12 protein-coding genes and 2 pseudogenes are annotated in these 13,061 nt (G+C 35.2%); 12 read left to right on the top strand and 2 right to left on the bottom strand.

Translation table 11 applies throughout. The features are described from left to right. Positions 1-93, top strand: a pseudogene (locus CCY16_RS05930) (Rpn family recombination-promoting nuclease/putative transposase); the annotation flags it as partial. Between the two features lie 137 nt (positions 94-230). Here CCY16_RS05930 and CCY16_RS06785 read toward each other — a convergent pair. Then, positions 231-645, bottom strand: a pseudogene (locus CCY16_RS06785) (DUF2460 domain-containing protein). Between the two features lie 235 nt (positions 646-880). Continuing rightward, positions 881-1,639 carry a DsbA family protein gene (locus CCY16_RS00825; RefSeq protein WP_088414217.1) on the bottom strand — a complete coding sequence of 253 codons (759 nt, stop codon included), beginning with the start codon at positions 1,637-1,639 and terminating at the stop codon, positions 881-883. Between the two features lie 326 nt (positions 1,640-1,965). Here CCY16_RS00825 and CCY16_RS05285 point away from each other — a divergent pair, with 326 nt between their 5' ends. The 11 genes from CCY16_RS05285 to CCY16_RS00775 form a co-directional block, all read left to right on the top strand. Then, positions 1,966-2,157, top strand: a complete 192-nt coding sequence (locus CCY16_RS05285; protein WP_143696891.1) for an ATP-binding protein — start codon at positions 1,966-1,968, stop codon at positions 2,155-2,157. Between the two features lie 340 nt (positions 2,158-2,497). Continuing rightward, positions 2,498-2,728 (top strand): ATP-binding protein, encoded by a 231-nt coding sequence (locus CCY16_RS05280; RefSeq protein WP_143696890.1) that lies wholly within the window; start codon positions 2,498-2,500, stop codon positions 2,726-2,728. A gap of 486 nt (positions 2,729-3,214) precedes the next feature. Beyond that, positions 3,215-4,702 carry a UbiD family decarboxylase gene (locus CCY16_RS00815; RefSeq protein WP_088414215.1) on the top strand — a complete coding sequence of 496 codons (1,488 nt, stop codon included), beginning with the start codon at positions 3,215-3,217 and terminating at the stop codon, positions 4,700-4,702. Positions 4,703-4,742: 40 nt separating this feature from the next. Beyond that, complete coding sequence (locus CCY16_RS00810) at positions 4,743-5,270, top strand: phospholipase D family nuclease (protein ID WP_088414219.1); 528 nt, start codon at positions 4,743-4,745, stop codon at positions 5,268-5,270. 427 nt (positions 5,271-5,697) lie between these two features. Next, positions 5,698-5,877, top strand: coding sequence for a hypothetical protein (locus CCY16_RS05915; protein ID WP_245800665.1), 180 nt, complete (start codon positions 5,698-5,700; stop codon positions 5,875-5,877). A 738-nt stretch (positions 5,878-6,615) separates the two neighbouring features. Beyond that, complete coding sequence (locus CCY16_RS00800) at positions 6,616-6,828, top strand: hypothetical protein (RefSeq protein ID WP_088414213.1); 213 nt, start codon at positions 6,616-6,618, stop codon at positions 6,826-6,828. A gap of 13 nt (positions 6,829-6,841) precedes the next feature. Further along, positions 6,842-8,890, top strand: coding sequence for an NADH-quinone oxidoreductase subunit NuoG (nuoG, locus tag CCY16_RS00795; RefSeq protein ID WP_088414211.1), 2,049 nt, complete (start codon positions 6,842-6,844; stop codon positions 8,888-8,890). Then, positions 8,874-9,890, top strand: coding sequence for an NADH-quinone oxidoreductase subunit NuoH (gene nuoH / locus CCY16_RS00790; RefSeq protein ID WP_088414209.1), 1,017 nt, complete (start codon positions 8,874-8,876; stop codon positions 9,888-9,890). The genes nuoG and nuoH overlap by 17 nt, the downstream gene beginning before the upstream one ends. Positions 9,891-9,986: 96 nt before the next feature. Then, complete coding sequence (locus CCY16_RS00785; protein WP_088414207.1) at positions 9,987-10,931, top strand: Rpn family recombination-promoting nuclease/putative transposase; 945 nt, start codon at positions 9,987-9,989, stop codon at positions 10,929-10,931. Positions 10,932-11,042: 111 nt separating this feature from the next. Beyond that, complete coding sequence (hemB, locus tag CCY16_RS00780; RefSeq protein ID WP_088414205.1) at positions 11,043-12,035, top strand: porphobilinogen synthase; 993 nt, start codon at positions 11,043-11,045, stop codon at positions 12,033-12,035. Positions 12,036-12,730: 695 nt separating this feature from the next. Further along, positions 12,731-13,061: recombinase family protein (locus CCY16_RS00775; protein ID WP_179946010.1), on the top strand; the 331-nt coding region annotated here is incomplete at its 3' end.

Raw genomic sequence — 13,061 nt, 5'->3', positions numbered from 1 at the left:
AAAATTGGTGAGGAAAAGAGTAAGGAGGAAGGAAAAATTGAAGTAGTAAAGAATCTACTTAAAGCAGGTGTATCAATTGATATCATATCTTGAACTACTGGTCTTTCTCAAGATGAAATTGTACAACTTAAAGAAGAAGTAGTATCTCTCTTAAACCGCTGAGCTGAGCGGATACAGAACATAAGGTTAGCAGTTGCCTTCAAGTTTGTAATATGATGTAGGCCTATGCTCTATGACTGATGTTTCACTTCCACTAAGGGAATATTGTGTTCCAGCTGTTGCTGCCGTAGTTATCAATAGAAGCGTTTAAGTAATCTGTATCAAAGTGTGTATGCACATCAAATTCAAAACTTGCCGTAATTATTATACCTTTCACTGGTGGTTTCATAAACGTTATTTCTCCCGTTGAATAATTTACTGAATATTAGCTCTCTTCTTTACCGTTTAGGTAAATCTTTACTGTGTCATGTACTGGCTTTAATTGTGCATATATGCTTGTCTTTTCCACTTGCATAGGTTTTAATCAATTGAAATGTTGTGCTGTTCACAACCATTATGGGTAATTACAATGTCGATAGAAGATTCTGGTCCTTCAGTGGACCCATAGGATATGTTTTCTGAAAATCTAATTTCTGTAAATGACATATATTCCCCTGTAGAAAAAAATTGAAATAGTTTAATTAAAGAAGTTATATAAACGTTACAGCTTGAGAGCACTTTATTTAGCTAAATGGGTAACATAAAAATGGGCTAAAACCCTGCTAAAATAGTACATTAAATTAATACTACGTGTTGTTACTTGTATAGTATATCACACATATAATTACTATACTCAAACTTGCTTAGGTTGTCAAGTAAAGAAAATAAAACTTTATGACAATTAGTTTTGTTTGTGGCTTAATTCGTCTACTTTTTTGCGTAATACATCCAAATCGGTTGCTCCTATAAACAGACTGTCTCCGATTATTAAAAAAGGTGTACCACCTACTCCTAGTTCCCTAACTAAAAGTTTGCTATCATCTATCATTTGCTCAATTTTGTCTGCATTATTTTTCATAGAATTATTGAAGTTATTCTCATTAATTCCTATGCTTTTTACTATGTCCAATATATTTTGGTCTGAAAGATCTCCTTTGTAATCTAAGATGGCATAGTGAAAATCAAAATATTTTCCTTTATCAATAAAATAGACAGCTAAAGCACTTTTTGCTGCCTTTAAAGAGTTGTTACCAAGTATGGGAGTATCCCTAAAGATGTACTTAATCTTGCCGTCATTGATTAACTGTTTTATGTTATCTTTTATGGCTTTGCAATATCCACAAGAATAGTCAAAAAATCCTACAGCTATAATATTGCTATCTTCATTTCCTAAATAAGGATAAGCGAGATCAAATATTTTATTTTTGTACTGTAAAATTTTACCTTTAGTTGCGTTATCCCAAGTAGCATAACTGCTTTTGATTGATTCTTCCCGGAGAATTTTGATAATCTTGTCAAAATTTCTACTTATATAGTTATCTAGTCTCTCACCTATATAATCATCGTTTAGAGTTTGATTGTGATGTGAAAGCCAATTGTTTATTACTGGTAAACTTGCTATCACTATTATTAAAATCAATAAAAATGGTATTCTAGACATAAACTTATTAAAGGACCTGCAATATAAAACTTTTAATATACATTTACTTCTATTAAAAGAAACATTTTATGTTAATATATAAAAATATTTATATCAAGTGTATGTTATAGCTAATTTTGCCACAAGTGCAAACTTTACACGAGGAACTCAATCATAGAATTCATCAGAGGACTTGATGATCAGGTGGACAAAGCGTGTTAGAATGGCCAATTATAAAGTGCTCTATCTTTTACTGCCACGTGTAGCGATTGTAAATACGGCGGTAAAGAAAGTTAATTATCTTATAACCGCCATGTATAATGCTAACAAGCACGACGTTAAGTCATATGAACGAACTAATAATTGGTAGAAAAAAGGAAATAGCTATTTTAGAAAATAGGCTTCGTTCCCAATCTGCTGAATTTATTGCTGTTTATGGTCGGCATCGTGTAGGAAAAACATATTTAATAAAACGATTTTTATCCAAAAAAAGATCTGATTTTCTAAAAGAATTAGAATATTTTTGGAATACACGTTGACATACCGAGAAAGGGACTTATTTTGGTTGTATGTGGTTCAGCGGCTTCTTGGATGTTAGAAAGTATAATTTATACCAAAGGAGGATTGCATGATTATATTACTGCAAGAATACCTCTTTGCAACCTTTTAACTTACGTGAAACTAAAGAGTACCTAAGATATTTAGGAGTTAGCCTTAATCACCAACAGATATTACAGATTTATATGGCTATGGGAGGAATGCCGCATTACCTTAAGGAAATAAGCAAAGGACTATCAGCAGCACAAAATATTAATGTGATCTATTTTCAGAAGGATGGTTTGTTATTTGATGAATTTGATATGCTATTCCATTCTTTGTATGAAGAGCCCAGAGACATATCTAAATATTGTTCGTGCAATTGCAAAAAAAACAAAAGGAATCAGCAGAAAAGAACTTATGGAAACAACTAAAATCGCTGAGGGTGGTCGCTTAACCACTAAATTAAGGAGTTTAGAAGAAGCAGGATTTATCAGTGGTTTTTTGCCGCTAAACAAGGGAAAGAGAGGGGTATATTACAGAGTAATTGATGAATATATATTATTTATCTAACATGGATTGAGCCATTTAAGGAAGTAATAAAAAGGGCAATAATAAGTGATGCTCACTATTGGGAATTAGCGATAAAGAAGCCAGCCTGGCAAACATGGACAGGGCAAACATTTAAAGTGGTGCGTCTTAAAACATGCTAATAAGATTAGAAGAAAATTAAATATAGAGCATATAGCAGTCATATGTGGAGATTGACAGTATCAACTGGAAAAAAACAGTAAAGGGAATGGTGCTCAGATTGACTTAGTTTTTGATCGAGAAGATGAATGTACAATGCTCTGTGAAATAAAGTATAATGATAAACCTTATGTGGTAACAAAAGAATTTGTTGAACAGTTAAAGAGAAAGAAAGCAGTTTATAGAGAAAAAACGAGGTCGAAGAAGCAGATATTCTAAGTGTTAATTGCTGCAAATAGAGCTTCTGAGGACCAATATCTAGAAAATACGATATATCATGGTGATTACACTAGAAGATTATTTTAAGTTATGTACAACAATTTACGCGACTTTATTGAAGCCTTAGAGAAAAAAAAGGATCTGATTAGGATTAAGAAAGAGGTTTCAACGATTCTTGAAATGACAGAAATTCACCGCAGAGTTTCGTCAAATAAAGGACCAGCTATCATTTTTGAAAATGTTGTCACAGAAAATGGCAAAAGTGTGATTCCGGTTTTGGTAAATTTATTTGGTACTATTGAGAGAATCGCTTTTGGGTTGAACATAAGCCCTGGTGAACTAAGAGATCTTGGTAAACTTTTGGCATTTTTGCAATCACCTGAGCCGCCAAAAAACCTCAAAGATGTCATAAAAATGTTTCCTCTGCTAAAAGTTGTGTTGTCGATGCGAAGTAAAATCGTGAACAAAGCTCCATGTCAAGAAGTGGTGCTAACTGGGGATGATGTGGATCTCAGTTTGCTACCCATTCAGACATGCTGGCCAAATGAACCTGCACCACTTATCACCTGGCCGATTGTGATAACAAAAGGGCCAACGGAAGACAAACAAGATAATTTTAATCTTGGAATATATCGTATGCAGGTCATGGATAAAAAAACGACTCTAATGCGCTGGCTTGCACACCGTGGTGGGGCAAGCCACCATAAACGATGGAAAGAGAATGGGCGAAGTATAAAGTTTCCTGCTGCTGCTGTAATCGGTAGTGATCCTGCAACACTTATTGCTGCAGTAACTCCGGTGCCAGAAACATTGTCGGAATACCAATTCGCTGGACTGCTGCGAAAGAAGCCCCTTGAGCTTGTAAATTGTAAGACTATATCACTTCAAGTGCCAGCTCATGCAGAAATTGTTCTGGAAGGCTATGTGAGTTTAGATAGCTATCGAGATGAAGGGCCATACGGAGATCACACAGGTTACTATAATTCTGTTGAGCAGTTTCCTGAGTTTAATATTACTGCAATTACAATGCGCAAGAACCCGATTTATCTTAGCACTTTCACTGGCAAGCCACCGGATGAACCATCAATTCTTAGTGAAGCACTCAACGAAATTTTTGTGCCGATTCTTATCAACCAATTTCCGGAGATAGTGGATTTTTATCTGCCGCCAGAGGGTTGTTCCTATAGAATAGCAGTAGTGTCGGTGAAAAAATCTTATCCTGGACATGCGAAAAGAATTATTATGGGCGTACTTTCTTTTCTCAAGCAGTTTTTATACACGAAATTTATTATAGTTGTTGATGACGACATAAATATACGTGATTGGAAGGAAGTTATGTGGGCAATATCGACGAGAATGGATCCTGTACGTGATACGGTCATGATAGAGAATGCTCCAATTGATTATTTAGATTTTGCCTCTCCTGAAAGTGGGCTTGGAGGTAAAATGGGATTTGATGCAACAAACAAAATGCCACCTGAAACTAAACGAGAATGGGGAAAGAAGATTGAAATGAGTGAAGAAATAGTAAAAAAGGTTACAGAGAAGTGGGAGGAATATGGATTGACAGATGATTAAGCTATGATGTAGCTTATCACCATATATTCAGGTGTGGGTTGTGAGGCTTTTATACCTTTTATTTCTGTTAGTATGTTTTTTTCTGTATTGCTGTACGGGTCGTGTGCTTTCACCTTGTCCAAGAGCTAAGGTTTGCTTTTCACCTGGAGAAGATTGTGCTGTACTGATAATCAGCGAGATAGACCAATCTAAAGAATCTGTCTTAGTTCAAGAATATACGTTTACTCTTGAAACAATTGCAAGGGCTTTGGTTAATGCTAAAGAACGTGGCGTTGATGTTGAAGTCATTTTAGATAAGTCACAACTTCACTCAAAATATAGTGTCATCAATAAATTATTTTCAAATGGAATACCAGTTTGGATTGATGATAAGCCAAAAATTGCCCATAATAAGGTGATAATTGTTGATAATCAAAAGGTCATCACAGGATCATTTAACCTTAGTAAGACAGCTAAAAAAGGGAATGCTGAGAATTTATTAATTATTAAAAACTATCCTGAGTTAGTTCAGCAGTATGTGAAAAATTGGGAGATACGAAAGTCGCAATCTTACAAATACGCTTCCTAGATACTTGCTAAAGGATAGTTAAAAAGGGTTTTCTAGTTAATTGGTAAATTATGTGTGGTATGATAAGTTAAGGACTTTAAAAGTTAAGTAGTGGGTTACATAAATGATGTTTCTGGTAATTACACTGCCATTCATGATTTTTTTTAATAACGAGGTGGGGGACTATAAAGTTTAATTCAGTTACGGTTGTGTGCATTATGCCACTAATGAGTACATACATGCTGAAGACAAGGTTCTATTCTAACTATTTTACAGACTCTCATTATAGCAGGGAGATAAACATGTATCCCCAAAGTAAACTCTTAGCTAAAGAATATGTTGGGCATACGCTGCCTATTTTGATATCACTGGATAAGGATTTGATAAAACAAAGAAATATCAGAAAAAAACGAAGTTTGTAGAACTAGAAGGAGAGTTGGGTGATTTAGTGTACGGTAAGCAAAAGCATATAGAGTGCTACACAATAAAGTTATTATATAACGATGTTCATACTTGTGGTAACAGCGAAATTTCAATGCTTAACATTAAATATGATATGCCAAACGATCAGAGATGCAGTTTGAGTGTAACCTTTACGAAAGTTAATAATAATAGGCTGGGGTTTTAGCAGAAATTTAAAACATATTTTGGCTAAAGTAGCGTTACTTCTCAGTGGGGGATTTTGCAGGAGAATGTATGAATGTTTGCTTTTAAAAACGATCTGCTAAAAACTGTACGAACGTTACAATATGTACATAGCAAATGGTGTCATATCAGCGCCTCCTTCTCCTGTTATTCCAGTGCGTGACACTGGAGTCTAGTAAGTTTATTTACTATTTTCTATCATCCTATGGTTTTCCAGTATGAGAAACCAGCATCACGCGCTGGGGTATCGCAGCCCCTACGTTATCCCGCAATTCATTTGTGGTATCTTTAGATCCCGCTAACAAGTAGCGGGATGATAGTAGCTACCAACATTAAGAAATTTATTAAGATAGAAAAAAAGGCAAAAGATATCTCGTAGCAAATAGTGTTTACTCTCTAATCCTGTAAATTGGCGTACTATACTGTCTTAAATGGTTCATAAGCGCGTTCCAGCTTATATAGGTAAAAACCTAGAAATGTTGTAAAGAAGTAAGGGTGCACATAGTGCAAAAAATTAAACATAAGATGCTAACTACGTGATACTTTGTTATTTAATCTGCACAGATTGAAGATAACTGAGTACTTCAGTGCTATAGTAGTTGGCAAGATTTGTCAAGTAGCTTTTTACATTTCTAGCTATTCATTAAAACTTTAAAGTTATTTAATATTGACGCTACACACTTAAGTCTTAAAATAAAATAAGAGGTTTTTAGGAGTTCATATGGCAGCAGACGGAAAAGCGAAAACAGCTAGTAAAAATAACCCTACTCAACGTAAAAAAGCAGAACAAAAAATATATAAAAATAAGCCAGTAAAACCGGTTAGGTATATAGACCGTGATTCACGCATGAATTATATATCTGCTCAATATGATAATGGCAATCTGGTTAAAGACGAAGTGAGCGGTAACCCTATAAAGTGGGAAGCTATATAGTAGGTTTAAACTTGTGGTTAAAATTACTATTAATTCTCAGGAATGTGAAGTAAAGCCTGGGCTTACTATAATTCAAGCTTGTGAAACCGTGGGCGTTGAAATTCCACGCTTCTGTTACCATGAGCGTTTAGCAATTGCAGGTAACTGCAGAATGTGTTTGGTTGAAGTGAAAGGTGGACCTCCAAAACCAGTAGTCTCCTGTGCAATGCCAGTTGCAGAAGGTATGGTTATTCACACTGATACCCCTAAAGTCAAAAAGGCACGTGAAGGAGTGCTCGAGTTTTTACTAATCAACCATCCGCTTGATTGTCCAATTTGTGATCAAGGTGGTGAGTGCGATTTGCAAGATATAACTATGGTCTATGGAAAAGGAACCAGCAGGTTTGATGAACATAAAAGAGCTATACCAAAAAAACATTTTGGGCAACTGATTGAAGCTGAGATGAATCGATGCATTCATTGTACTCGGTGTATTAGATTCTTGTCTGACGTTTCGGGCACAAACGAACTTGGAGGAATTGGAAGAGGAGAGAATATGGAAATCAGCACTTACATAAAAAAACACATTAGCTCTGAATTATCTGGAAATATAATAGATCTTTGTCCTGTAGGAGCTTTAACTTCAAAACCTTACTCTTTTACAGCACGTCCATGGGAGCTATCACACTGTGAAACTATAGATGTACTTGATGCTGTGGGAAGCAGTATTAGAGTTGATTATCGTGGTCCAGAAGTTATGCGAATACTACCAAGACTCAATGAAGAAGTAAACGAGGAATGGATATCAGATAAAACTCGTTTTGCTTATGATGGACTCAAAGTGCAACGCCTCGATCAGCCCTATATAAAGAGAGACAATAGGTTAGTTCCAGCTGATTGGAATGAAGCACTAACTGTTGCTGCAAAAAAACTAAGGAGTACAAAACCGAACAAAATAGCTGCCATTGCAGGCGATTTAGCGGATTGTGAGTCTATGCTTCTACTGAAAGAAATTATGCAGAAGCTCGGTTCATCAAATATGGATTGCAGACAGGATGGAGCAAAACTTATACCAAATAATCGTGGATCATATGTGTTCAATACCACTATCGAAGGTATAGAAAATGTAGATCTATGCCTACTTATAAACACGAATCCCAAAGTAGAGGCACCTATTATTAATGCGCGTATAAGAAAGAGATATTTACAAGGTAATTTTCCTATCGCAAGCATCGGTCCTGATATTGAATACTTGTATCATGTTGAAAAGTTGGGTAATAATCCTGGTGTTTTAAATGAAATAGCAAAAGGGAATCATAAATTTTGCAAGCTGCTTAGCGCTGCTCAGAACCCTATGCTCATTATCGGTCAAGATGCATTGACAAGGGACGATTCTGAATCAATTTTAGCTCTAGCTGGTGCAATCGCAGAAAAGTTTAACATGGTTAGAAATGACTGGAATGGCTTTAATGTGCTGCATAAAGCTGCGGCAAGAGTTGGTGGACTAGATATTGGGTTCGTTCCTAAAAAAGACGGAAAAAATATTAACCAAATACTGGAACAAGCAGAAAGTGGCGAGATAGAAGTTGTTTATCTTCTCGGTGCAGATGAAATTAGCACATTAAAATTAGAAAATGCATTTGTGATTTACCAAGGTCATCATGGAGACAGAGGGGCACACATGGCAGATATCATCTTACCTGGAGCTGCATATACAGAGAAATATGCAACTTATGTAAACACTGAAGGGCGAGTGCAGAGGGCAAAGTTAGCTGTATCTCCTCCTGGTGAAGCAAAGGAAGATTGGTCGATTATTAAGAATTTATCTCAATATTTGGGTCTTTCCTTACCATACGATAGTTTATTTGACGTGAGAAAAAAGTTAGATGCTATTGGCCCACAATTTAGAAATACTGATCAAGTGGTAAAAAACAAATGGATGTCAATTACCTGCAACGAGATAAAATTAAGTAGTGTACCTTTCTCCCTAAAAGAGTGTAATTTCTATATGACAGATTCAATAAGTCGTGCTTCGAAAATAATGGCAAATTGTACTAAGGCTTTTTATGAACACGCTAGTTAATATCTTATTTATTGTGATACCGCTACTGTTCTCGGTTGCATATTTAGTGTACTTTGAGCGTAAAGTTATTGGTGCAATTCAACTGAGACATGGTCCAAGCGTGGTTGGGCCTTTTGGACTATTACAGCCATTTGCAGATGCTATTAAGCTACTAGTCAAAGAACCGATAATACCGTTTAGAGCAAATACCATATTGTTCATAATGGCCCCGATGCTTACTTTTACTTTAGCATTAATTGTTTGGGCAGTAATACCATTTGGTGCTGAAGTAATTACGGAAAACGGACAGCAGATAGTGATTCCTAAAGTGATAGCAAATGTTAATATTGGAGTACTCTATGTGTTAGCTATATCCTCTCTAGGGATATATGGCATTATTGTTGCAGGTTGGTCAAGTAATTCCAATTATGCATTTTTGGGTAGCATAAGGTCAGCTGCCCAGATGATTTCATATGAGGTCTCAATGGGCTTAATAGTGGCCACAGTTGTGATTACGACTGGTACGCTGAATCTTGGAGAGATGGTAGTTACAAAACACAGTATGCCGTTTTGGATTGATTTGCTAATGATGCCCATAGGAATAGTGTTTTTTATTTCTCTACTTGCAGAAACTAACCGTCACCCATTTGATTTACCAGAAGCTGAGGCAGAACTTGTTTCTGGATATAATGTCGAATATTCGTCAATACCTTTTGCTCTCTTTTTCTTGGGGGAATATGCAAACATGATTTTAGGAAGTGCTATGATGACAATATTCTTTTTAGGAGGATGGTATCCTCCACTAAGGCTTAGTTTACTGTATAAAATACCAGGATTAATTTGGTTCGTTTTAAAAATAGTCTTGCTACTATTTATATTTGTTTGGATTAGGGCGACAATACCTCGTTATCGATATGATCAGTTAATGCGTCTTGGTTGGAAAGTGTTTCTGCCAATATCTGTGCTTTGGGTAATACTCATTTCAGGAGTGCTACTCCTTACTGGAAATTTGCCGGGTTGAGGGTTATAAATACATATGCCGATTACTATATTAAAAAATTTTTGATAAATTTTGTATCGTAGTATATAATATTAAAGTTTTAAAGGTTCTTGTGTCATGGCTTTATCAAAATTTCTTGATCTGAAATTTGACCTAATATTTAAGAAAATCTTTGGCACTGAAAAGAATAAGAAGATTCTTATTAGCTTTCTCAATGATATTTTAGGATTCACTGAAATAAATGCTATACAAGAGGTAAAATTCTTAAGCGCTGTAATCGATCCTGAAATTGCCTCTGACAAACAAAGCATAGTTGATGTTTTCTGTAAGGACGCCACTGGAACCAGGTGTATAATTGAAATGCAGCTCGCTATAAACAAAGGCTTTGAAAACGCTCAACTTTATGCTGTTAGGGCTTACTCAAGGCAATTAGATAAATCTGGTAATTACATTGATTTAAAGAAAGTTTTCTTTATTGCCATTTCCAATTATAACTTACTCTCTGAAGAGGTTGATTATATATCTAATCATAATGTACATGATATAAAAACCAATGGCCATTACTTGAAAGATTTTCAATTTATCTTTATTGAACTACTTGAATTTTCTAAGAGTAAAGTAGAGCAATTAATAAATATAGTAGAGCATTGGCGCTTCTTTTTTAAGAATGCAGAGGATACCACTGAAACAGATCTAAAAAAGATTGCCAAAAAAGTACTAATAACAAAGCTAACATATGGTGGGTTAGATGAGTTTCGTTGGAATGAAGAAGATCTAATAGCGTATGAAGAAAGAGTAATGAATCTACAGAAAGAAAAAGCCATCCTTGAATACAGACTTGATCTTGCTACTGAAAAATGTAGAGAAGAAGGTGTCAAAATCGGCAAAAAGAGAGGCATCAAAGTTGGAGCAGAGAAGGGTAGGGAGGAAGGTATGAAGAAAGCTAAAATAGCAGTAGCGAAAAATTCACTTAAGGCAGGTATGTCTATAGGTGTTATAGCTGAAACAATAGGCCTTTCTGTTGATAAAATAAAAAAGTTGCATGAAATAGTAGTGAATTGATTGATAAGAAAGACAAACTATATATTTTATTCATAAAAATGAAATTTGAGGAGAAATCGCAAAAATGCCATTGATATTTACTTCTGTTAGGGTAGTTTTAGAAGGAGTATGATGTTTAATTTTCCAAACACACGGTTAAGACGCAGGCGCTCAAGCAAATGGGTTCGCAATTTAACAAGTGAAAGCGCTTTATCAGTGAATGATTTGGTTTTTCCTCTGTTTGTTCATGACAGAGAAGAAACAACTGAGCTAGTTTCTAGTTTACCTGGCATAAAATGTTACTCAATAGATGGATCGGTTTCCATAGCTCAGGAAGCTGAGGATTTAGGAATTAATGCTGTTGCAATTTTTCCTGTAGTTGATAGTAAATTAAAATCTGAGAATGCTGAAGAAGCATACAATTCTGATAACTTAATCTGCAAGGCAATTCGTGCTATAAAATTAAAGGTACCGGACATTGGTATTATCGCAGATGTTGCGCTGGATCCATACACTACTCATGGTCATGATGGCATCCTAAAAAGCAATCGGATAGATGTAGAAAACGATGAAACGGTATCAATATTGTGCAAGCAAGCGCTTGCTTTAGCAAAGGCGGGATGTAATATAGTTGCGTCTTCTGATATGATGGATGGCAGAGTAGGAAGGATAAGAAAAGCATTAGATGATAATAACTTTCAGGATGTGTCAATATTGTCTTATGCAGCGAAATATTGTTCCAGCTTTTATGCACCATTTAGGCAAATTGTTGGTTCATGCGTATCATCAAATTCTATTGACAAAAGTGGCTATCAAATGGATTACAGAAATGCGAGAGAAGCAATTTGTGAAATTGAAATGGATTTAAATGAAGGTGCTGATTTTATTATGATAAAGCCAGGTATGCCATATTTAGATATAATAAAAATAGCAAGTAATGAGTTTAATTTTCCGATTTTTGCTTACCAAGTAAGTGGTGAATATGCAATGATAAAAGCTGCAACGAACAATGGTTGGCTAGATTATGACAAGGTAATCTATGAGTCTTTGGTTGGCTTTAAACGTGCAGGTGCAAGTGCAATATTCACTTATGCAGCTCTTGATGTTGCAAAAAACTTGAGGTAAATACACCCTGTAAAAAGTTTTCCTACATAACAAACTTCTAATAGCGCCCCAGCCATGAAACAAAAAAAACTACTTAACAAGTCTGCTGACCCCTTTACTATAGTACTGGGGTTGTTATTTGTCTTCAGTCTGTGTAGGCTAAACGGTAAAAAACTTAACATGCTTGGCGTCTTGTATTTTATTTTTGTACTATGTGCACCTCGTGTCTTTATAAAAACTTTCAAGGTTTTTACTTAGTATAAGTGTAAAATACGCTTGTTAAAGCGTTTAAGACAATAAAAAACACCAATTTATAAAGTTAATATAAATAACTAGCCATCAGAGAGGCTTCTTTTGCCTTTTTTTATCTGGTAAATTTTTAAGGTATTTATTACTAAAGTAGTATCTCAGATTCCAATGTTTGCTACTTCAAAGACACCTTGTGTTTTAGGTAAAATCTGTTGTAATATTTAGCACACTGTTCTCGCAAACAGATGTTCTTACAGATGTATGTTTGAGATTGGCATACAGTAAGCTTAACTCATTAGATATAAAAGGTTAATATATTTATAAATTGGAGGTAAACCATTAATAATAGCAAACTTTAAGAAGTACGGTAAAATGAAAGTAGTAAATTTATATGTGAGAGTTTTATTGAAAAGGCAAGTACAAAAGGATACAAATAGAAGGATACAATAGGTAGCTAATTTGCTAACTTGGAAAGTAGAATTGATAGGGGTAGGTATGAGCTGCTAAATGAATATAAATTCATTGATAATGGTTATAGCGAATTAAATTTAAAGTATCCTGGTTTATACAGTTTACGTGGTAAAGTAGTAGAAGGTAAAATTGGTGAAATCTACGTTCACCTGCCTGGCCGTTTTTTACGTAGATGTACAGATCTGAAATTCTTATCTAAAGAGTTCCAGAAAGCAGGAGCAAAGGTAATCTTTTTGAACTGTCAGATAGATGATAGTCCAGGACCTGAATTACTACTAGATGTGCAGAGAATAGCAGCAGAATACTTGCACCAGGAGATGAAAGAAC

Source organism: Wolbachia endosymbiont of Wuchereria bancrofti (assembly GCF_002204235.2).
Classification (GTDB): Bacteria; Pseudomonadota; Alphaproteobacteria; order Rickettsiales; family Anaplasmataceae; genus Wolbachia.
The sequence above is the reverse complement of the archived record's forward strand: the minus strand, read 5'-3'. Positions and strand labels throughout refer to the sequence as shown.

Coding starts and splice junctions, on each gene's coding strand:
- CCY16_RS00825 (WP_088414217.1), bottom strand. CDS start 1,639: ATGTCTAGAATACCATTTTTATTGATTTTAATAATAGTGATAGCAAGT.
- CCY16_RS05285 (WP_143696891.1), top strand. CDS start 1,966: ATGAACGAACTAATAATTGGTAGAAAAAAGGAAATAGCTATTTTAGAA.
- CCY16_RS05280 (WP_143696890.1), top strand. CDS start 2,498: ATGAAGAGCCCAGAGACATATCTAAATATTGTTCGTGCAATTGCAAAA.
- CCY16_RS00815 (WP_088414215.1), top strand. CDS start 3,215: ATGTACAACAATTTACGCGACTTTATTGAAGCCTTAGAGAAAAAAAAG.
- CCY16_RS00800 (WP_088414213.1), top strand. CDS start 6,616: ATGGCAGCAGACGGAAAAGCGAAAACAGCTAGTAAAAATAACCCTACT.
- nuoH (WP_088414209.1), top strand. CDS start 8,874: ATGAACACGCTAGTTAATATCTTATTTATTGTGATACCGCTACTGTTC.
- CCY16_RS00785 (WP_088414207.1), top strand. CDS start 9,987: ATGGCTTTATCAAAATTTCTTGATCTGAAATTTGACCTAATATTTAAG.
- hemB (WP_088414205.1), top strand. CDS start 11,043: ATGTTTAATTTTCCAAACACACGGTTAAGACGCAGGCGCTCAAGCAAA.